This is a genomic window from Kocuria subflava (assembly GCF_012163155.1).
Classification (GTDB): Bacteria; Actinomycetota; Actinomycetes; order Actinomycetales; family Micrococcaceae; genus Kocuria; species Kocuria subflava.
The window spans coordinates 69,465-90,979 of the sequence record NZ_JAAVUN010000004.1; the positions used below are offsets into that span (position 1 = coordinate 69,465).

Here is a 21,515-nt window from a genome sequence, read left to right on the forward strand (position 1 = left end):
GGCGCCCCTCACCTTCCGTACGGAAGGTGAGGGGCGCCGTCGTTGTTGGTGTGTGGTCCAACAATGGGTTTGAGGTGTGAGGGGCCGGTGGTGGCGGGAACGGATGCTCAAGAGCACCCAGCGCGGGGAGAGATGCGCCTCCAGAGATGGAAATGAACCCGCCCACCACCGGCAGACGCCAGGCGTCTCATCAGGAGGCAACCGTGGGCTGTTCGGTTGATTACGCCACAGGCGCGTGTCCGGTGACACCCCCCAGTGTCGGCCGGGCAGCGAATTCCGTGGCGTCCCCCTGATGCCGTGTGGCACAAGGCCACGACGTACATGTTATCGAGTCTTGACCTTCCCGTGACACCACCACCGGGGCATGACGTCAGGTGACAAGGCACATTCGTGAATTGTGATCCGTGCCACCCTGACGATCTGTTGCTGGGGTGCTCAGAGCACCGCCACGTTGAACACGAGCCCCAGCAGGTACGTGGCGATCGCCGCACCGTAGCCGATGGCCAACTGCCGCATGCCGCGTGCCAGCGGTGAGGCGCCGGAAAGCAGCCCCACCAAACCACCGGTGACCAGCAGGGCCACGCCCACAAGGGCCATGGCCACCACCATGGCCCACATGCCACCCATGCCGAAGAGGTAGGGGAGGATGGGGATCACGGCACCGGAGGCAAAGAAGCAGAAACTGGAACCGGCAGCACCCAGGTCCGTTCCCAGAGCCACGTGCTCCCCGCCAGGGGCGTCCTGGTCCTCAGGATCCGGGTCCCGGAAGGACAATGACGGGTCACAGTCGCAGTCCAGGTAACCCAGGCGTTCCTTGACGCGGTGGGCGGCAGCCTCCGGGCTCATGCCACGGGCACGGTAGATCAACTCGAGTTCGTTGGCATCCAGATCCAGGTCTGGTGCCACCGCCAGGGTGATCTGGGTGGGGGAGGAGGCTTCCAACAGTTCGCGCTGTGAGCGCACGGAGACGAATTCCCCGGCGCCCATGGACAGCGCCCCGGCCAGCAGACCGGCAATGCCCGTGAACAGCACCATGGTGGATGACATGCCCGTGGCTCCAGCACCCATGACCAGGGCCAGGTTGGAGACCAGCCCGTCATTGGCGCCGAACACGGCGGCGCGGAAGTTCCCGGAGAGCCGCTGGCGGCCGTCATTGGCCAGGGCTCGCACGATTTCCTCATGGATGGCTTCATCCGCAGCCATGGCCGGTGAGGCGTCAGCGTCCTCCTGGTACGGGGAGCGGGACTCGGCGCGCTGCAGCAGCGCCAGCACAAAAACGGAGCCGAAGTGGGCGGCCAGGAACATCAACACCCGTGAACTCAGGGACGGGCTGACGGTCTTGGCGGCGTGTTCCCCGAGCTTGGCCTTCCAGTACTGGGAGTGGCGACTTTCCGCCTCTGAGACCTTGAGCAGGATCTCCTTGTGGCGTCCTGTGCTGGATTCACCCAGCCTCCGGTAGATCTCGGCCTCGGCTTGTTCTTCTGCCAGGTAGCGGCGCCAGCGCCGGATCTGAGCCGGTGTGGAATCCGTGGCGGGATCTGCTTGCCCGTGGGTGGAGGGCTCACGGTGGGCCGGTGCGGAGTTTTCAGGCGTGTGGGAACGTGGCGAATCAGCCATGGAGGAGTCCTTGTCCTCATCGGCCGGTGACGGCTCGGTGATCTTCAGTGCGGTGAAACGGACTGTGAGCCCGCGTGAAGGTCTCGTTCGCCCGGTACGCAGGTGGCCAGCCGGGACTCCTCCAAGAGATCCGGTATGTCGACTGACCGCTGCTGACATCAATGTGCTGATGTGAGCGTGGAACTACTCCCCTTCAACTCAGCCAGTTTAAGGGATGAGCTGAGGTGCTACGACGTGAAATTGGTTACCGTCAGGCGCAGCCTGCAGACCCCGGCTCAGGCGCCGTGCAACGGGATCACGGTCCCGGCCGATGCCGAGCTGGTGCCCTGTGGGTCTGCCACCTCTGTGGTTCCCCATCGGAAGCTGTAGGGATCCAGGCACAGGCGCCCGAACCGCAGACCGTCCACCATGCGTTCAGCAGCCGTCACGGGATCCAGCGGTCCGGCCGTCCACGGGCGGTCCCAGGTGGAGGGTTCCTCCCAATGGCCTTCCTCAAAATAGGCAACGTCCAACGGCCAGTGGGAGACCGGAACGGACACGGTGGTGGACATGGCACACGTGACCCCGTCAGGACCTGAACCTGCCCAGGCCGATGGCGTGTTGCCGGTGCCTTCCGCCACGTACTTCAGCACCAGCTGGCCCTTCCACGGCAAAGACGCCAGGTCCTCGGCCAGCATGTCCCGCAGGTTGTCCCACACGGATTCCGGAATCTGGTCTGCCGGAACATGCGGGGCGATCAGTCCGATTCCCGGGTCATGCAGTTCGCGGACCTCAGCAGCGGCATCTGCCGTCTCAGCCGCAGGCTGGCCGCAAGGCAACTTGGCGCGGGAACCGGAGGTGGTCTCCAGTCCCATGGATCGAATGGCGCAGTTCCACAGGCCGTTGCCGGCACGGTAAGCCACTTCCGTCCAGGGCACCGGCCACGGGGGGGTGTCATTGAGCCCGGCCCTGGCACCCAACTGCTGACGCATCTGTTCGTAGGTGCTGGGCGGCAGCTTGAACTTCCGTCCGGAGGAAATGGCCTGGCGGACCGCTCCAATGGCGCCCATCATCAGGCGCGTGGATTCCCCGGACGGGTCATAGGTGCTGGTCAGCTGTTCCACGGCCAGGAAGGTGGCCTCATCCAGCAGGCAGGCAGCGTTGGCGTCAAACTCCAGATCGGAGGTCTTGAACACCACCAGTTCCACACCCACCCGGATCTGTGCATCCGTGTAGTGGGTGGCGGCTGCCGTGGCGTCCTCCAAGGAGAACGGCGGCGCCATCCGGATGAGCATCTGGTTCAACAGCGCGGGGGACTCGGTGGGGTGCAGCAAATGAAAACGACGACGGATCTGATCCGGGCGCAACCCGCGATCAACCATGACGGCAATGAGGGGGCCATGCCGATCGACGAACAGCGGGAGGCCGGACGGTGAAGTAGGCACTTCCGGACACCTCCTGGGGTATTGATGTTCACGCTATTGCACCGGCGGGCCAATCACACGTGATCAGGTAATTCACTGCAATGTGACACTGCAGCAAGGTTGTTGACGTGACATCATGGCGCTCAAGTTACTGGTGCGTCAAGGATTTCACTGACGGAACAACTCCATGACGTCTTGTTCCGTCAGGGCGGCTGAAAACGTGCCGTCGTCGTCCATCACGGTCTCGAACAGACGGGCCTTTCGGTCCTTGAGTTCCATGACCTTTTCCTCGATGGTGCCGGTGGCCACCATGCGGTAGACCATGACCTTGCGTTCCTGGCCGATTCGGTGTGCGCGGTCCACGGCCTGGTTCTCCGCCATGGGATTCCACCAGGGATCCAGCAGGAAGCAGTAGTCCGCCTCCGTCAGGTTCAACCCGGTGCCACCTGCCTTCAGGGAGATCAGGAACACCGGTGCCTGACCGTCACGGAATCGTTGGATCACAGCGCCCCGGTCACGGGTGGAGCCATCCAGGTAGGCGTACGGAATGCCCAACCGGTCCAGTCGGGCCGCCGCCAGTTTGAGGAAACCGGTGAACTGGGAGAAGACCAAGGGCCTGTGACCTTCCGCCACGATCTCCGGCAGGTGCTCGAACAACGCCTCCAACTTGGAGGAGCTGATCTCCAGCTCCGGGTCCACCAAGGAGGGGTCCAGTGCCATCAACCGCAGCTTGGTCAAGGAGCTGAAGATGGTGAACCGGTTGCGGTTGAGCTCCGGAAGCAACTTCAGCACCTTGGAGCGTTCGCGCTGCAGGTGCAGGTCATAGAGCTTGCGGTGTTCCTCCGTGAGTTGGATCCGCAGGGTCTGCTCCAGCTTGGGTGGCAGCTGAAGGTCCACGGCGTCCTTGGTGCGCCGCAGGATGAACGGGGCGATTCTGCGCCGCATCCGGGACATGGCAGCCCGGTCATGGGAGACCTCGATGGGGCGCTGATAGTCCTCCACGAACTTCCTGCGTGACGGGAACAACCCCGGTGCGCTCAGGCTCAGCAACGCCCACAAGTCAGCCAGTCCGTTCTCCAACGGAGTGCCGGTGACGGCAACCGTGGTCCTGGTCTTCAACTCCCGAGCCACGCGGTGGGCCTGGGTCCGCGGGTTCTTCACGAACTGCGCCTCATCCAGAATCACAGCCTCCCACTCCGGTTGGCTCCACAGTGCCTCATCCATGCGCAACAGGGTGTAGGAGGTCACGACGACGTCCTGGGTGGCGGCCAATTCGGCCGGCATCTGACCGGCACCGGCGGCCGTGCCCTGGGCGGCAGCGATTTTCAGATGCGGGGCGAACTTGTTGATCTCCGATACCCAGTTGGGCACCACGGAGGTGGGGGCCACCACCAGGAAAGGCTGCACCGCCGGATTCTCAGGACCGCGAAGCTGTGCCTGCTCCAGAACGTGGGTGAACAGCGCAATGACCTGAACGGTTTTGCCCAGACCCATGTCATCGGCCAGGATCCCGCCCAAACCCATGTCCTGAAGGGCTGCCAACCACTGGAACCCCTCCACCTGGTAGGGCCGCAGCTGTGCAGTCAGCCCTGCCGGCACCGGTGGTGGATCACTGGGTTCCCGGTGCACCAGCCGGTTCACGGCCTCCCGCCACTGCGTCACGGTTTCGCTGCGGTCGGAGAGCTCCTCCAACTCCTGCCACAACCCCATCTGGTGTTTGGAGACCCGCAGTTGGTCGCTCGGAGTTTCCTGCAGGGACCGCGCTTCGCGCAGCAACTCCCGCAGGTGCTCGAACCGGGGGGCATCCAGAGCGAACCAGGAGCCGTTGGGCAGCATCATCACGTCCTGGCCCCGTGCCAGGGCGCGGAAGATTTCTGCGAACGCCACGTAGAAGTCACCCACACGTACGGTCACACCAAGGTCGAACCAGTCCCGGTGCTCGCTGGGCAGCGTGGAGACCGTGATCTCCGGCGGTTCATCCGAGGGCTTGTAGGCAGGTTCCGTACCGGTGACCTGAATCCTCAGGTCGTGGACCTTTTCCAGCTCCGGCAGCCAATCACGCAACAAGACCACGGCCTCGTAACCCACGTAGGCGGAGCGGCGGAACTCAAGATCCGGGATGCGGCGCATGACGGCTTTGGTCATGGCGCTTTCCCACGTGGACTCCCGCTTGGCCGGTTCCGTGCCCGAAGGATCGGCAGGGCGGAACGGCAGGCGGATGCGCTGACCACCCTGGCTGTACTCCCATTCCCAGTCCAACCGGATGGTCAGATCATCGTGATGAACCGTGAGCACCATTTCCGGTGGGGCCACGTGAGGGAGCTCGATCGAGCCGTCGTCGTTGGCCAGCCCGATCCGCTGGTGCAGCCGGGGAAACCAGTGGTCCAGGAATTCCTGAATCTCCTCATGCGGGACCGTGACCTCCTGAGCTGTTTCCAGGAACTGGCGTTGGTCCCGGGTCAGGCGGGTCCTCAGCGGCACCAAGGTCAGAGGGAACCGGTTGAGATCCTCGGTCCGCTCCAACTCCACAGGATCTTGTGGTGCGGGGAAGAACACCCCATGGCCGGGGGCCCCCACTATGCCTGCAGATTCCAGGGCTACGGTTTCCACGCGGGCGGCATCATCGGCCGTTGCGTCTTGACTGGAATTCGTGGTGTCGATCAACACCTCGGGATGCAGCAGCAGGTTGTTCTCGTCGTCGTGCACCAGGTCGATCTGGAACCTGCCCGGTGAGCTGAGACGCACGGGCTGCGCGTGGTCACGGGTGATGAACTCCACCCCCAGTTCCTCGGCACGGCCCAACAGTGACCACAGCACGGGGGATTCGTAATGTTCCACGTACACCCAGTGCCGGTCGTGCAGGACCTGGCGGGAGCGGACGTTGGCCAGGGAGCGGATTTCATCGAACCAGTCGGCCTGTTCGGCGGTGAGCATCCCGGAGATCCCGGCCTCCGTGACCTTCTCCCAGTCCAAGCCGCCCCGGATCCAGTCCCCGCGCCGACCTTTGCGCACCGGCCGCATCCCCAGGGAGTAGGGGGCACCGGCCTGGGCTTGTCGTGCGCGATGCACCCGGCGGAACGTGGGCAGTTGAAGGTCGAACTCCAGGCCGATGGCCGGGCCCGGGTGTTCGGTGTCCTCGACGTCCAGGGCGGGGGCGTCGTCGTCGAGCATGGAGGCCAAAGCGCGCTGCCATGAGGAGGCTGTGCGGGCCGTGGAGGACTCGGCGGCAGGTGAGGTCATTCTCACCATTCTAGGAGCCGGACGGGGCGGGCAACCAGGCGGCAGCGGCCGCCGGGGACGGCCGGGCGCACATATAATGAGGCGCTGGTACAGGGAGGTTTCACTCCCGCAGAACAAGGGCGGCCGGAGCCGCAGACGGAGGGTGCAGTGCCGGGGACCAACTCGCTTGTGCTCGGTCAACATCGCATTGCGCGCAATGAGGCCGAGATCGAGTACCTCAAGTGGAACGACGCCGTGTGTGCCGCGTTCTTCGGGGCGGACAAAGCAGGTGAACTGGTTCCCCTGGACCTGGATGAGAAGACCCTGGCCCAGATCGGTCAGGAGCACGGACTGGACGGTCCCGCCACCCTGCGCGCCATTGTCGATTCCGTGACCCCGTTGCTGGTCATGGACGGTTCCCGCACCCCGGTGTTCGAGGCCTTCACCCGACTGACCACACTCTGGTACCGGGACTCCCGCCGCCAGCTGGACACTCTCTCCGAATTGGCGCCGCCGCCCATCGTGGCCCTGCTGGCGCTGTTCGCCCTGGCCGGACGCCACACCTCCCGGCTGGCCTCCCAGACCGGCAACAAGTCGGCTTCAGCGTTCTACCTGCCGTTGGCCGTTCTGCTGCAGGCCGGTCAGGACACCAAGGCGCTGGAGGCTTCCTTCAAGAAGGACACCGAGGCCTTCTGGGATGCCCTGCGCTACTGGCTGGAACTGCGCGACGGTGAGGTCGGCCTGCCCGTGGGTGATGCCCTCAACCAGCGGCCTGTTGGCCTTGCCCTGGCGCAGACCTTGCTGGGGGAGTCCGAGCGACGCCAACTCCACCAGATGTTCGCGGACATGGAACTGACCACCGCCCAAGGCCTCTCCCCGGAGGAACTGGGCGTGTACGTGGACTTCTGGCTGGATGTGGCAGACACGGATGTCTCCAAGTCCATGCGCCAGATCTGGACCACCTCCGTGACCCGCTACCCGGGCCTGGAAGTGGCCCGTGCCGAGCTCGCCCGCTGGGAGCAGTCCCGGGCCGAAGCCGGTGGACCCACACCCGTCACCCGGTCCGTGTCCAGCAAGCCGGGAAAACACTCGGCCTCCCTGGCCCTGGTGGATGCCATGGACTACATCGGCAACAAGATCTTTGAGTTCGGTCTGGTGGTTCCCAAGCGGTTCATGACCGAACGTGAGGTGGAGCTGGAAACCACCGCCGGACCCCGCACCCTGTTCCTGTCCTACATCGGGGACGCCTACCTGGGAATCTCTGCCCTCACCGCACGGATCGAACCCGCCTCTCTGCTGGAAGGAGAGCTCAAGCTCTCCGCCGGGGCGCACACGTTCGAACGGACGGCGCGGCCCGTCGTCGTGTTTGCCAAGGACGCCTTCTCCGACACCTTCATCTCCGTGGACCACATTCCTGCCGCCTGGCCGTGCCGCGTGCTGGTGCGTGACGAGGAATCCACCATCGCCCAGATGCGCTCCATCCTGGATGACTCCGCATCCCCGGACTACACATTCGTGCCCGCCGGGACCTCCGGACTGCCAGAGGGCTGGGCCATGTTCGACGACGTCCAGGTGCTGCGCGCAGGCAACCCCGAGCTGACGGTCAACGACAACTTCTCCGGAATGGTCCCGCGACTTGTCCCCACCGTGCGACTCTCCGGTGGCCTACGCATTCCAGGAGACGTGGTGCGGTGGTCGGCTCAGCGCCCGCCGCAGATCACGGTGGTCTCGGACACCGATGACCCCTTGACCCTTGAGGTCGAGTGGCGTCACCCGGAAACCTTCCGTCTGCAGCGCCACAAGCTGGCCGAGAGCCTGATTCCGCCGTTCCAGATCTCCACCAACGGCACCCCCATGGCCCATGCCACCGGCGGGCTGAAGCCCAACGACTACGTCCTGGTCCTCAAAGCAGGACGCACGGTCAAACAGCGCATGAGCTTCTCCGCGCGCGACTCCTCCTTCTACATGACACAGCGGTCGCTGGGCTATGAGGGGGAGATGGTCCACACCGACGACGACGCCCTGTGGCCCGTCACGGCTGCCACCGTTTCCGAGTTGCCGGACGAGTACGTCCAGGGTGCCTTCAACAATCTGAATTCCGTGGAGGTCCCGGAGGCCGAGCTGGAAGCTGTGGACGTCCCCACGGTTCCCGGTTGGCACTCCGCTGAGGGCCAGCTGCTGGTCCAGCGCGAGAACGTCCTCCCGGAGCACAGCGGGCCTTCCTGTCTGGCCACCGGCAAGCACCGGATTGTGCTGCCGCCCATGGACCCCAAGGCCAAGGCACCGTGGGTGTTCGGGCGCTGCCGGGACTGCGGGTTGGAAAAGCGCTACCCGGGCCGGCTGACCAAGCTCTCTGCCGTGTCCGAGGTCGGCTCGGTGGAGTCCCTCCAGTTCATCGGCCCGGACGAGGGGGAGAACCCCATGTCCTGGGCCCCGTTCCGCGATGCCCTGACGTTCCTGGGCGGCGGCAAGCGCTCCACCCTCTCGATCGTGGCCCGCCAGCTGGTGGACACCGAACGGTTCGAGGAATGGCTTGTGGGCCACCTTCAGGGTCTGGGTTTCCTGGAGGTCATCCGGGACGAGAACTGGACGGTGCGCCGTTGGCAGGTGTGTTCCCCTGCCCTGACGCAGTTGGTGGACGGATCCATCCTGCTCACCGGTGGGTGGACTCCGGACAAGGAGGCCCTGGTCTCCTCCGCTGCTGACGCCCTGGGTGGTGCACTGGTCACCTTGTCCCCGGAGGACCACGCCTCCTCCCTGGTCCAGGACGTTGAGCTGGAAGAGCTGGCTGAGCGTCTGCCGGAGGGGCTGTGCGACGTCATTTATGAGGCCGGACCCGTCATGCTGGACACCCTGGCACCTCTGTCCACCGTTCAGGACGGACTGGCACGTACGGAGATGCAGTACAACGGCGTGGCCGAACTGTTTGTGCCGTCCGATGCCACGTGGCTGCCCACCACGGACCGGGAACAGCCCGGGTTGTTCCGGATCAACCACCACCACCGCACGCGATACGTGTTTCGCACGGAGGCTGATGTGGAATCGGGTCACGGGCGGCGGGTGAACTCCGGGTTGGGCAAGCACCTGGCTGCCCGGCAGGCCGGGACCCCGCTGGTCTCCTGGGATGAGGAACTACAGCTTCTGTCCGTGCCGATCGGTGCCGAACTGCCCGGCTTGTATGCCCGCGCCACCGTGCTGTGCTCGGGTGTGCTGCCCACTCGCGTGGATGAGGACTTCTCCCTGAACTACGGGGACGTCTCCGAGGACTTCGCGCAGATCCTCACCGCCAAGCTCATGGGCTGAAGCCGGGCGGGGCGGGGGCGTAGTCGTTGCGCGGCCGGCGGCGAGTTTGACAGGGAAAGAGCCATTCTCAGGGGCTGAGAATGGCTCTTTCCCTGTCAAACGTGCGTCATGGACTGTGGGGTCCCTACTTTTCCATGCGGTTGAGCTGCCGGGAGATCTTGGGGAGGTAGACCAGAGCGGATATTGCTCCGGCCACCACTGCGGCCCACAGCAACAGCATCAGCAGTCCGATCACGATCTCAAACCCATTGTCTTGCATCACGTTCATCACTCCTCCTCAGCAGGATGTTGTGCCTGATCTCTACGCCCAGGCACCCGCAGTGCCGAGAGCATGGGGGACGTACGCTTTTCGGCCGAAAAACGTACATCCCCATGACCTCAACGGAGCACAGGCACCTCAGGCGTCGGCTGCGATCAGCTCGGCAGCCCGCTCGCCGATCATGAACACCGTGATGTTGGGGTTCACGGTCACCAGTTCCGGCATCACGGAGGCATCAGCCACGCGCAAGCCCTTGACGCCCTTGACCCGCAGCTGAGGGTCAAGGGGAGCCAGGGCGTCGTCGTCGGCCCCCATGCGCACGGAACCCGCCGGGTGGTAGACCGTGTTGTGGGTGCGGCGGATGTAATCGGCGAATTCCTGGTCCGTCTGCACGTCCGGGCCGGGGAACAGCTCCTGACCGGCCCACTCAGCCATGGGACCCTGCGCCACGATCTCCCGGGCCTTGCGGAAACCGGCGGTCATGATGCGCATGTCGTAGCCCTCCGGGTCCGTGAAGTAGCGGGGGTCGTACATGGGCTTGTCCCGGAAGTCCCGTGAGCGCAGCCGCACGGTCCCCCGGGAGCGGGCGTGGGTGACGTTGGGGGTCAGGCAGAACGCGTTGTCCGAGGTGGGGTAGCCCTGCCGGAAGGTGTGCATGTCAAAGTTCACGGAACCGTAGTGCATCATCAGGTCCGGGCGGTCCGTGTCCGGGTCCACCTGGGAGAACAGTCCGATCTCCCACCACTGGGTGGATTCCGTGACCATGGGTTTCTTGGCCTCCCACTGGATCACACCCTCCGGGTGGTCCTGGACGTTCTCACCAACGCCGGGGGAGTCCACGCGCACCTCAACACCTACTTGGCGCAGGTGCTCGGCGGGACCGATCCCGGAGAGCATCAGCAACTTGGGAGTGTCGATGGCGCCGGCCGAGACCACCACTTCCTTGCGGGCGGTCAGCGCCAGGGCGGTGCCGAACGCGTTGTCCACCACTGACACGCCGGTGCAGGTCTCCCCATCAAAGGTCAGTTCCTTGACCTGTGTCTCTGGCAGCACGTACAGATTGGCGCGCTCGTCCTCGATCGGGTGGATGTAAGACACCGACGACGACGCCCGCGTCCCGTCCTCCCGCGCATTGATCTGGAAGAAGTTGGCGCCGCTGAGCACGGTCTTGCCGGTGTTGAAGTCGGCGCGTGGGATCCCGGCCTGCTCGGCAGCATCCAGTACAGCCACACCGCAGGGGTCTGTGGCGGGGACGTTGCGCAACCGGACGGGGCCGTCATGGCCGTGGTGGGCGCCGTCGTCCTGGTTGTTTTCCAGCTTCTGGTACAGGCGGAAAGCTGTTTCCGCGTTCCAGCCGGTGGCTCCGAACTTCTCCTCCCACTCGTCGATGTCCTCGGCCGGTGCCCAGAACGCGATGCATGAGTTGTGGGAGGAGCAGCCACCCAGCACCTTGGCGCGGGCCATGCGCATGAACGAGTTGCCGTTCTCCTGGGGCTCGATCTGGTAGTCCCAGTCGTAGCCGGATTCCAGCAACTCCATCCAGCGGTTCAGTGTGGTGATTTCCGGGATGGTCTTGTCATGGGGGCCGGCCTCGATCAGCGCCACGGTGACGTCCGGGTTCTCGGACAGGCGGGCAGCGACGACAGAACCGGCTGAACCTGCACCCACCACGATGTAGTCGAACTCGGTGGGGATCTGGCGTTCAGTCGATCCAGGGGCGTTGGGAGTCATGATCCTCTTTCTTCCGGTGTCTTCCGATCCATGGGTGGGCACGGTTCAGGCGCTGTGGTCAGTGAACCATCCGGTCACGGCGGGGCGGGTGTTCTGGTAGACGTGCTTGACCTCCTGGTACTCGGCCAACCCATGCTGACCCAGCTCGCGGCCCACGCCTGATCGCTTCATGCCGCCCCATTCGGCCTGGGGCAGGTAGGGGTGGAAGTCGTTGATCCAGATGGTGCCGTGGCGCAGGCGTGCGGCAATGCGCTGGGAGCGCCCGGCGTCCTGGGACCACACGGCACCTGCCAGGCCGTAGAAGGTGTCGTTGGCGATCTCAACGGCCTCATCCTCCGTGGTGAAGGTCTCCACGGTGACCGTGGGGCCGAAGGCCTCGTCATGCACACAATCCATGTCCCGGGTGCACTGATCGATGACCGTGGGCAGGTAGTAGTACCCGGATTCCAGGTCCAAAGTGCCATCTGCGGACTTTCCCGTGCCAAAGGCGCCGCCGCAACGCACCCGTGCGCCCTGCTCACGGGCGCGCTCCACGTAGGAGTGCACCTTGTCCCGGTGCTCGGCAGAAATGAGCGCTCCGGTTTCTGCCTGGGAGTCGAACGGGCCACCCAGCTTGATCTGCTGCGCGCGGCGGACCAGTTCGTCCACGAACTTGTCCGCAATGGATTCCTCCACCACCAGACGGGCACCGGCAGAACACACCTGCCCCGAGTGCACAAAGGCGGCGTTCAGGGCGTTGTCCACGGCAGCGTCAAAGTCGGCATCAGCGAACACCACGTTGGGGTTCTTGCCGCCCAGTTCCAGGGCCACCTTCTTGATGGTCTTGGCCGCCTCCTGGGCAATCAAGGAGCCGGTGACCAGGCCGCCGGTGAAGGAGACCATGTCCACGTCCTCGCCGGTGGACAGCAGAGCACCCGCCTCAGCACCGGCACCCAGGACCAGGTTGGCCACACCGGCCGGAACACCGGCCTTCTCCAGCACGTCCATCAGCAGAATCGCGGAGTGCGGAGTCAACTCGGCCGGCTTGAGCACAAAGGTGTTGCCCGCGGCCAGGCACGGAGCCACCTTCCAGGCGGCCTGCAGCAGTGGGTAGTTCCAGGGAGTGATCAGACCGCACACACCCACCGGCTCGGTGACCACCTTGGAGACGACCTCTGGCACGCCGGCATCCACCATGCGCCCGGCGTGTTCCGCTGCGATCTTGCCGAAGTAGTCAAAACATGCGGCGATGTCGTCCATGTCCGTCTCGGACTCCGTCAGACGCTTCCCGGTGTCCAGGGACTCGGCCCGGGCGAACTCGTCCTTGCGCTCGCGGATGGCGGCAGCCACCTTCAGGAGGAGATCACCGCGTTGCGCTGCGGGCACGGCGGCCCACGGGCCGTCGTCGTGGGCTTCCCGGGCTGCTGCGATGGCGCAGGCGGTGTCCTGGGCGCAGGCCTCAGCCACCGTGGCCACGAACTCGCCGTTGGCGGGGCAGTGGATGTCCCGGGTCCCGCCGTTGACGGGGGCCACCCACTGGCCGTTGATGTAGAGGGTCTCACTCATGGGTGCGGTCCTTCCGGTTGGAGGAGGTTTCAGGCTTGGGTTGTGCATCGGTGGCCACGGTGGGGATCACCCCGGTGTTCAGGCTGGTGTCAAAGTCCTCTGACTCCCACGTGGGCAAGGCCCGGGGATCCAGTGACAGCTGCGTGGCACTTCCTTGGGAGGAAGACAACCGCAGGAACTCCAGGTGGCGTTCGTAATGGTCCAGGACGTCGTCGATGATCTGATCGCGGCTGTAGTCCAGGATGTCGTATTCGTGCGAACCGGTGTGGGAGAAAACCTCCAACCGCACGTAGGCATCCTGGGTGGGTCGTGAATCGGGGCGGCCGAATGACGGGATGGGCGCAGCAACGGGGTAGAGCTGGTACATGAAGTCGCGCTCCGGTGCCATGTCCACGCGCAGCGTCAGGGAGTCCGTGCCGGCAGCCTCCACAGGCAGACGCTCCACTGTTGCCAGCCCACCTTCCGAGCGAATCTCCCGCTGGATCTCCAGCAGTGCAGGTTCAGCCACCTGGTCCAGGTACCGCGTTGCCTGGGCGGGGCTGGGGTAGGAGGTGGCCCGCCGCAAACGACGGCGCCAGTGACCCTCCGTGCCGCGGCCAGACCTGCCGGCCACGGCCGAGGCCCTGGAGGTGTCCGAGCTGCGCGATTGTGAGATCTCCACTCGCAAGGCTTTCCAGAGGCTGATCATGATCAAGTACATGACCACCGCAAAGGGAAGTCCGATGATCAAGGTGGCGTTCTGCAACGTGGTGATCCCACCCACGATCAACATGGCAAGCGTCAACACGCCGGTGGCCACGGACCAGAAGATGCGCAACCAGGTGGGGCCGTCCTGGCGGGGATCGGCAATGGTGGAGGTGAAGTTGGACATCACCAGGGCGCCGGAGTCTGCCGAGGTGACGTAGAACAGCATGCCGGTCACCGTGGCTACGGCAATGACTGCCGGTGCTGCGGGGAACTGCTCCAACAGGGAGTAGAAGGCTCGCTCCGGTTGGTTCATGGCGACTTCACCAAAGGCATCGTTGCCGCCCGTGACAATGGCCAGCGCACTGTTTCCGAACACGGAAATCATGATCAGGATGAAGGCGAACGGCACGGTCATGGTTGCCACCACGAATTCACGCAGTGTGCGCCCGCGGGAGATCCTGGCCAGGAACAAGCCCACAAATGGCGCCCAGGCGATCCACCAGGCCCAGAAGAACAGCGTCCATCCGGCCATCCAGTCTCCGGCGTCCTCATAGGCAAAGGTGTTCAGCGTCATGCCGCCAAAGCTCGCCACAAAATCGCCCAGGTTGTTCACCAGGGCATCCAGGATGAAAGCGGTCTGACCGGTGACCAGGATGTAGAGCAGCAGGGCGATGGCCAGAATCACGTTGAGTTCGGACAGGCGCCGGATGCCCTTGTCGACGCCGGACACACAAGAGATGGTGGCCATGATCACGGCCACGGCAATCAGTGCTGCCTGGGCGGCGGTGGATTCCGGGATGCCGAACATCAGGTACAACCCGTAGTTCAGCTGCGCCACGCCAATGCCCAGGGAGGTGGCCACGCCAAAGATGGTGCCCAGAAGGGCTGCAATGTCCACGGCGTCGCCTGCGCGGCCGTACACGCGGCGCCCGATCAGCGGGTAGAGCGCGGAGCGGATGCTCAGTGGCAGGCCGTGGCGGAAGGCGAAGTAGCCAAAGGCCATGCCCATCAACGCATACATGGCCCAGCCGGTGATGCCGTAGTGGAACAGCGTCCAGACCACCGCTTGCCGGGTGGCCTCCAGGGTCTGCCCTTCACCGGACGGCGGGGCGTAGTACTGACTCACGGGCTCGGCCACGGAGAAGAACATCAGGTCAATGCCGATACCTGCCGCAAAGAGCATGGCGGTCCAGGTGAACAGGCTGAAATGCGGGGAGGAGTGATCTGGACCCATTTTGGTGTTGCCCGCGCGTCCGAAGGCCACGATCAGCACGAACACGATCACCACGGTGGAGGTCAGTACGTAGAACCAGCCCAGGTTGGTGGCCACCCATCCCACCACGGACCCAATGGCGGTCTCCGCTTGAACGGGGTCGATCATGGCCCACACGGACACGGCGATCACCACCAGCCCGGTCACGATCAGCACCCACCAGTTGACCAGTGGTGCGGTGGGTACCGCGGAGGTTCGGCGGGGCAGAGCGGGCTCGGGTGACGACGGCGGAGCGTCTGATCCTGCTGCTGACGGACTGGTGGACGCGGACACGGTGCCTCCTGGAAAGGGACTTTCGGAAGGGACGTGATCACTGCTGCAGCGGCTTACGGGAAAGCCTGCTGTGGCAATGAAAAACTCCCACGAAAATCAATCAAGGATTGCACCGCAAAGAGGGCGCAATCCCTTTCAGGAATCCGTGGAGAGCACCATCAGCCTACACAGACTGTGACGTCGGTCGAATGTAAGCAGGCTGTTCTGTGGGTGTCCGGTAGGGGCTCAGAGGCTGATCCGCTGCGGGCCGGTGGAAGCACGGCCGGCGGTGATCCACGCGCGACGGTAGTGCTCCAGGAGTTGATCACCAAGGGCTGACCAGGTCCGATCCTCCACCGTATGGCGGGCAGCCGTGGCAAAAGCATGACGCTTGGCGCAATCCCCCAAGAGGTCTTGGACGTGTGTGCGCAGCTGGCCCAGATTTCCGGGTTCGTACAACCATCCGTTACGGGACTGGTCCACCAGGTCCACGGGTCCACCACGGCCGGTGGCCACCACGGGAACGCCGGAGGCCATGGCTTCTTGAATGGTTTGGCCGAATGTTTCGAATTCTCCGGGGTGAACAAAAACGTCAAAAGAGGCCATCATGCGTGCCAAGTCATGACCTGATTGGAATCCGGCAAAGTGCGCGTTCGGCAGTTGCTGCGCAAGCTGCTCCTGTTCAGGTCCGGAACCCACGATCACCAACCGCGCATCCGTCAGGGAATCCAACACCGCCAGGTCCTCCACCTGTTTCTCCGGGGCCAGGCGCCCCACGTAACCCACCAGCTTGCGGCCACCGCCAACGTCACGGTGCCACTGGTGGTCCCGGTGCTCCGGGTGGAACCGCACAGCATCCACGCCGCGGCGCCACATGATCACCCTTTGCACGCCCCGGCGCTGCAGTTTCCGGATGGATGTGCTGGACGGTGCCAACGTCAGCGTGGCGGTGTTGTGCATGGTTCTCACGTGAGACCACAAGGCGTCCTCAAGGAAACCTGCGCCGTAGCGGGCGGCGTAGCCCGGGATGTCCGTTTGATACACGGCAACACAGGGCGCGGAGATCTGATGGGCGGCCTGAATGGCGCGCCACCCCAACACAAAGGGGGAGGCCACGTGCACAACATCGGGGCTGAATCGAGTGAGGATCCTGCGGACGCGCTGCACCGTGCCGCCAGCCACACGCACCTCCGGGTAGCCGGCCAGGGGAACGGCCGGTAGGCGATGAACCTGGATACCGCTCAGTTCGGGGACACCGGCGGCTGTGCCGTCGAAGGACTCCACCACATGGGTCAGCTGCAGTGGATCCGCTGCCGGGGCCACCACCATGACGTCATGTCCACGGTCCTTCATGTGCTCCAGGACCCGGATCACGGAGTGCGTGACACCGTTCATGTGGGGGAGGAACTGTTCTGCAATCACGGCGATTCTCACAATTTCAGCCTGTGAGACGGAGCTGACCCGTGGTTCACCTGCAGGTGGCCTGTTGATGAAAGCCCTGTTAACGTCCCGATGCTCCCGGCAGTGCCCGGCGTGCGACCATAGACGCGATGTCTCACAGCACGCCCACTTCCCCGGACACAGCCTCTCGCCCCACCAGCCGGTGGCGGCCGAAATCGGCACGTCGTCAGCCTGAACGCACCCACGGGCACCAGTCCGCCCAGTACCCCACGGCCTCGGGCGGTGGATCGTCGTCGTCGCGGTCCGCGAGCGGGCCGAGCGTGCCGTGGAGCAAGGGTCTGATTCCCGGCGTTGCCATTGCCCTGGGAGCCCTTGTGGTGGTGGAGATCGCCGTGTTGCTGGGAGTGGTGGCCGGTGGCTCCGCAGATCTGTCCTGGGCCACGGGCCTGGGGCTCGGCGCTCAGTTGTGGCTGTTGTCCCTGGGAATCCCGTTGGAAGTCTCCGTGGCGCCCCTGGCAGGTGCTGAGGCCCAAACCGGCGTGGTGAGTTTGGCGCCGTTGGGGCTCAGCGCACTGACGGCGGTCTTGGCGTTTGTGGCAGGGACGCGACTGGCACGTCGGGCACCGTACGGTGCCGGGCTGGCTGCAGCCGTGGTGACCACAGCGATGACTCACGCTCTGGTGGCCTGTGCCGTGGCCGTGGCAACTCAAACCGGCATGGCTCGAGTACACCCGTTGCAGGCCCTGTTGACGGGTGGGCTGATCGTGCTGGTGGCCACAGCAGGTGGTGCCTTGATTGCAGGCGGCACCCCCGCTGCCCTGGTGGGTGCAGCCACGGTGGAGCGGGCGCGGAAAGCCGGCCAGGAGATGCGCTGGGCCGGGTCCTATCTCTGGGCGGTGCTGCGCGCCGCAACCGTTGCGGTGGTGGCTGCTCTGGGCGTGGGGGCCCTGGTGGTGGCCGCTGCCCTGGTGATCGGTTGGCAGCAGGTTGTCACCATTCAGCAGCAACTGGGCTCTGATGCCGCTGGGGACACCGTGTTCTTTGCCCTGCATGCCGCATTGCTGCCCAACTTTGTGGTCTGGGCGCTCTCCTGGGCCTCCGGTGCCGGTTTCTATCTGGGTCAGGGTGCGTTGGTGTCACCGGCTGGAAGCTCGGTGGAGACCCTCCCGCTGCTGCCGATCTTTGGTGCTCTCCCTCCCCAGGACGCCCCCACGGTGTTGGCGGCAGCTCCCGCCCTGGTGGTGCTGTGCGGTGTTCTGGCCGGGTGGTGGTTTGTCCGGGAAGGGGAGAATCACCTGGGCGAGTGGATTGCCATTCGCATCCCCTGGCGCATGATTTCTGCCCCCGTGGTGATTGTGGTGACCGGACTGCTGATCGGTGCAGTCACAGCACTGCTCGTGGCTGCTGTGGTGGCCCTGGCCTCCGGGTCCTTGGGTGTGGGACGCATGGATCTGGTGGGTCCCGGCGTCTGGGAAAGTGCCGCCGTGATCGGTCTGGAGGTGGCCATCGGTGCGGCCCTGGGGGCTGCCGTCGGGCCCTGGGCGGAGCAGGGCCGGGCTGTGCGCGCACCGGTCACGACGACGCCCGCCACCTCACCCACCGCTGCACCCTCAGCCAAGGCGGAACCGAAACCTACGGAAACGCCTGAACCAGCACCAACTTCCCTGCCCGCAGACGCACCGGTGAGGGGTGCCGAACGTGGCACTCAGCCGGACCCGCCGCGGGACGAGCCCGAACAGTCTGCGGGCTCGTCCACCACGGCACCACGCGTGAAGCAGCCCAAGCCCTCCCGCGGTGCGTTGGAACGTGACCGAGAGGAACAACGGCGGGCGGCCATTGAGCAGAAGCAACGACGCCGCATGGAAGAGGCCGACCTCAAAGCGCAGAAACGCTACGCGGCGGCTGAAAAGCGCAGGCAACGGCGCAAGGCAGCCCGGGACAAGTGATTCGGGCCGGTGGTGCGTGAGCAGCCCGGGGGATGTGAGCTGTGTACTCAGTTCATGCCAGGTAGCAGCAGCCCTCGGAGGTCGTCCTCCATGCTCTCCTGACAGGCGGCCTGCCCGGAGATGGTCACGGACTGGGAGACGCACTGCTCATAGCCGGAGACGGTGTCCCAGAACACCAGGCGAATGCCACCGGTCAGCAGGGCGAATCCAGCGACAGCCACGGCCACCATGGTGGCCACCAGGATCAACAACCGGCGCCTGGCACGGCGCAGGCCCAACAGCGCCATGACGGCGAAGACCATGGCAGCCACGCCGGAGACCACGCCGGCCACCGTCATCCACAACGGGCCGGAAGTCATGAACATGGCAGCACCTGCTGCGCCCAGGGACAGCAACGCCATGCCCAGTGGCTTGCGCGCAGGATCAGCGTCCGGACCACCCCGGTGCCCCGCTGTGGTGGAGTTCCCGGAGTCCTGGGAGCCATCGGGGCCGGGCGTGGGCGTGCGGGGCGGTGACGGTGGCCTGGACGGTGCTGAACTCATGGACTCAACTCTATGCGGAACCAGTTCCTGCTCAGGGTCAGCGCTGCATCCGGCTGCGTAAACTCACCATCATGCGGATCGTTGCCCTTGTCTCAGGTTCCGGAACCACCTTGCAAGCAGTCCTGGACGCACTGACTGATGGACGGATTCCCGCTCAGGTGGTGGCGGTGGGAGCGGACAAACCCTGCCAAGGCCTGGAGCGTGCCGCACAGGCCGGGGCACAGACCTTTGTGGTGGAACCCGCCGCGTACCCGAACCGGTCGGCTTGGAACCGCGGGTTGCAGGCCGCCGTGGCCGAGCATCAGCCCGATCTGGTGCTGCTGGCTGGATTCATGCGGATCCTGGACGCCGAATTCGTTGCGGCCTTTGCCCCGGACCTGATCAACACGCACCCCGCCCTGCTTCCGTCCTTCCCAGGTGCCCACGGGGTGCGGGACGCCTTGGCGCACGGGGTCAAGGTCACAGGAGCCACCGTCCACCGGGTGGTCCCGGAGGTGGACGCCGGGGAGATTTTGGCGCAGGTGGCAGTCCCTGTGCTCAGCGACGACGACGAATCCAGCCTCCATGAACGCATCAAGATGGCGGAGCGGGAACTTTACGTGGAGACGGTGTCCAAGCTGGTGGCCGCCGTAAACTGAAGCAGCCGCTGCAGATGCACGGCGGCACCAGTCCGGCACCGGCCGACACCCACCTGCAACTTCGGGAGCCAAACCTCGTGACCAACGCCCAGGATCGTTCGCCCATCAAACGCGCCCTGATTTCCGTCTACGACAAAACTGGATTGGAGGAGCTTGCCACCGGGCTGAACCGGGCCGGGGTGGCCATTGTGTCCACCGGCTCCACCGCCCAGAAGATCGCCGCCGCAGGTGTCCCCGTGACCGAAGTGGCGGATCTGACCGGTTTCCCCGAGTGCCTGGAAGGCCGGGTGAAGACCCTGCACCCGCGAGTGCACGCCGGCATTCTGGCGGACCGCCGCAAGCAGGACCATGTCCAGCAGCTTCAGGATCTGGGGGTTGAACCTTTTGACCTGGTGGTGGTCAACCTCTACCCGTTCGTGGACACCGTGAACTCCGGGGCTGAGCCGGATGCCGTGGTGGAACAGATCGACATCGGCGGTCCGTCCATGGTTCGCGCGGCCGCCAAGAACCACCCGTCCGTGGCCGTTGTGGTGGAACCCGACCGCTACCCAGAGGTGGTGGATGCTGCCTCCAACGGTGGCTTTGACCTGGCGGCACGGCGTCGTTTGGCGGCAGCCGCGTTTGCGCACACCGCGGCCTATGACACCGCGGTGGCCACGTGGTGTCAGCAGCAGTTCCCGGAGGATTCGCAGCAGGCGACCACACCGTTGACCTTCCCCCCGTACGCCGGTCTGGCTTTTGAGCGGGCTGAATCCCTGCGGTACGGAGAGAACCCCCACCAGGAGGCTGCCCTCTACGTCGACCATGCCGCAGCACCCGGCATCGCCCAGGCGGAACAACTCCAGGGCAAGGCCATGTCCTACAACAACTACGTGGATGCAGACGCTGCCCTGCGCGCGGTCCACGACTTCACGCAACCGGCAGTGGCAGTGGTCAAGCACAACAACCCCTGCGGTCTGGCCGTGGCGGATCCGGGTGCTGCAGCCGCCGTTGCCAACGCTCATGCCAAGGCACACGCCTGTGATCCTTTGTCCGCCTACGGCGGTGTGATCGCGGTGAACAGCACGGTCACGGCCGCCACCGCGGAGAGCATCAAACCGATTTTCACTGAGGTTGTGGTGGCACCGGCCTTTGAACCGGAAGCGCTGGAGATCTTCAGCACCAAGAAGAACCTGCGTGTTCTGCAGCTGCCGGCCTCCTTTGGCCAGGATCCTCTGGAATACCGCCAGATCTCCGGTGGTGCCCTGATGCAGGTCAGTGACCGCGTGCAGGCTCCAGGTGATGATCCTGCCAACTGGCAGCTGGTGGCCGGTGAGGCCGCAGATGAGGCCACCTTGGCGGACCTGGCGTTCGCCTGGACCGCGCTGCGCCCGGTGAAGTCCAACGCGATCCTGTTGGCCAAGGACGGCGCCACCGTGGGGATCGGCATGGGGCAGGTCAATCGGGTGGACTCCTGCCGCCTGGCCATCGAACGTGCCAACACCTTGGCCGAGTCCGGTGCTGCACGCGCTGAGGGCTCTGTGGCGGCATCCGATGCCTTCTTCCCGTTTGCAGACGGGTTGAAGGTTCTGCTGGATGCCGGCGTCAAGGCCGTGGTCCAGCCCGGTGGCTCCATCCGGGACGAGGAAGTCATTGCCGCAGCTCAGGAAGCCGGCGTGACCATGTACTTCACGGGTGCACGCCACTTCTTCCACTGACG

Annotated in this window: 13 protein-coding genes; 4 read left to right on the forward strand and 9 right to left on the reverse strand. The window is 65.0% G+C overall.

Annotated features, from left to right (window positions below; all coding sequences use genetic code 11):
• Positions 1-435 precede the first annotated feature (435 nt).
• The 3 genes from GTW58_RS03575 to GTW58_RS03585 form a co-directional block, all read right to left on the reverse strand.
• Positions 436-1,617, reverse strand: coding sequence for a VIT1/CCC1 transporter family protein (locus tag GTW58_RS03575; RefSeq protein ID WP_119932344.1), 1,182 nt, complete (start codon positions 1,615-1,617; stop codon positions 436-438).
• 275 nt (positions 1,618-1,892) lie between these two features.
• A complete protein-coding gene (locus GTW58_RS03580; RefSeq protein WP_119932343.1) occupies positions 1,893-3,041 on the reverse strand; it encodes a TY-Chap domain-containing protein in 1,149 nt (382 codons plus the stop codon).
• 147 nt (positions 3,042-3,188) lie between these two features.
• Positions 3,189-6,260, reverse strand: a complete 3,072-nt coding sequence (locus GTW58_RS03585) for a DEAD/DEAH box helicase (protein ID WP_119932342.1) — start codon at positions 6,258-6,260, stop codon at positions 3,189-3,191.
• Between the two features lie 168 nt (positions 6,261-6,428).
• On the opposite strand from GTW58_RS03585, the gene GTW58_RS03590 reads away from it, so the two are divergent.
• Positions 6,429-9,542, forward strand: a complete 3,114-nt coding sequence (locus GTW58_RS03590; protein ID WP_232817953.1) for a hypothetical protein — start codon at positions 6,429-6,431, stop codon at positions 9,540-9,542.
• 124 nt (positions 9,543-9,666) lie between these two features.
• Here the strand turns inward: GTW58_RS03590 and GTW58_RS03595 are convergent, their stop codons facing one another.
• The 5 genes from GTW58_RS03595 to GTW58_RS03615 form a co-directional block, all read right to left on the reverse strand.
• Positions 9,667-9,810, reverse strand: a complete 144-nt coding sequence (locus GTW58_RS03595) for a hypothetical protein (RefSeq protein ID WP_157980429.1) — start codon at positions 9,808-9,810, stop codon at positions 9,667-9,669.
• 129 nt (positions 9,811-9,939) lie between these two features.
• Positions 9,940-11,532, reverse strand: a complete 1,593-nt coding sequence (locus GTW58_RS03600; protein ID WP_119932340.1) for a GMC family oxidoreductase — start codon at positions 11,530-11,532, stop codon at positions 9,940-9,942.
• Between the two features lie 45 nt (positions 11,533-11,577).
• Positions 11,578-13,077: an aldehyde dehydrogenase family protein gene (locus tag GTW58_RS03605; RefSeq protein ID WP_119932339.1), complete on the reverse strand. Its 1,500-nt coding sequence runs from the start codon at positions 13,075-13,077 to the stop codon at positions 11,578-11,580.
• On the reverse strand, positions 13,070-15,310 hold the full coding sequence (gene betT / locus GTW58_RS03610; RefSeq protein ID WP_119932338.1) for a choline BCCT transporter BetT: 2,241 nt from the start codon (positions 15,308-15,310) through the stop codon (positions 13,070-13,072). Before betT ends, GTW58_RS03605 begins: the two co-directional genes overlap by 8 nt.
• 225 nt (positions 15,311-15,535) lie before the next feature.
• On the reverse strand, positions 15,536-16,723 hold the full coding sequence (locus GTW58_RS03615) for a glycosyltransferase family 4 protein (RefSeq protein WP_119932337.1): 1,188 nt from the start codon (positions 16,721-16,723) through the stop codon (positions 15,536-15,538).
• A 116-nt stretch (positions 16,724-16,839) separates the two neighbouring features.
• Between GTW58_RS03615 and GTW58_RS03620 the strand changes: the two genes are divergently transcribed.
• Positions 16,840-18,636 carry a cell division protein PerM gene (locus tag GTW58_RS03620; RefSeq protein ID WP_157980428.1) on the forward strand — a complete coding sequence of 599 codons (1,797 nt, stop codon included), beginning with the start codon at positions 16,840-16,842 and terminating at the stop codon, positions 18,634-18,636.
• A gap of 47 nt (positions 18,637-18,683) precedes the next feature.
• On the opposite strand, the gene GTW58_RS03625 is transcribed toward GTW58_RS03620, so the two are convergent.
• Positions 18,684-19,178, reverse strand: a complete 495-nt coding sequence (locus tag GTW58_RS03625; protein WP_119932335.1) for a hypothetical protein — start codon at positions 19,176-19,178, stop codon at positions 18,684-18,686.
• A 71-nt stretch (positions 19,179-19,249) separates the two neighbouring features.
• Here GTW58_RS03625 and purN point away from each other — a divergent pair, with 71 nt between their 5' ends.
• Entirely contained in the window at positions 19,250-19,816 is a 567-nt protein-coding gene (purN, locus tag GTW58_RS03630) for a phosphoribosylglycinamide formyltransferase (RefSeq protein ID WP_119932388.1), read from the forward strand.
• 77 nt (positions 19,817-19,893) lie between these two features.
• Positions 19,894-21,513, forward strand: a complete 1,620-nt coding sequence (gene purH / locus GTW58_RS03635) for a bifunctional phosphoribosylaminoimidazolecarboxamide formyltransferase/IMP cyclohydrolase (RefSeq protein ID WP_370448257.1) — start codon at positions 19,894-19,896, stop codon at positions 21,511-21,513.
• The last annotated feature ends 2 nt before the right edge of the window (positions 21,514-21,515 follow it).

Excerpts from the sequence above, each read along its gene's own strand:
- GTW58_RS03600 (WP_119932340.1), bottom strand. The coding sequence starts at position 11,532 with ATGACTCCCAACGCCCCTGGATCGACTGAACGCCAGATCCCCACCGAG.
- GTW58_RS03575 (WP_119932344.1), bottom strand. The coding sequence starts at position 1,617 with ATGGCTGATTCGCCACGTTCCCACACGCCTGAAAACTCCGCACCGGCC.
- purN (WP_119932388.1), top strand. The coding sequence starts at position 19,250 with ATGCGGATCGTTGCCCTTGTCTCAGGTTCCGGAACCACCTTGCAAGCA.
- GTW58_RS03585 (WP_119932342.1), bottom strand. The coding sequence starts at position 6,260 with ATGACCTCACCTGCCGCCGAGTCCTCCACGGCCCGCACAGCCTCCTCA.
- GTW58_RS03605 (WP_119932339.1), bottom strand. The coding sequence starts at position 13,077 with ATGAGTGAGACCCTCTACATCAACGGCCAGTGGGTGGCCCCCGTCAAC.
- GTW58_RS03625 (WP_119932335.1), bottom strand. The coding sequence starts at position 19,178 with ATGAGTTCAGCACCGTCCAGGCCACCGTCACCGCCCCGCACGCCCACG.
- GTW58_RS03620 (WP_157980428.1), top strand. The coding sequence starts at position 16,840 with ATGTCTCACAGCACGCCCACTTCCCCGGACACAGCCTCTCGCCCCACC.
- GTW58_RS03595 (WP_157980429.1), bottom strand. The coding sequence starts at position 9,810 with ATGAACGTGATGCAAGACAATGGGTTTGAGATCGTGATCGGACTGCTG.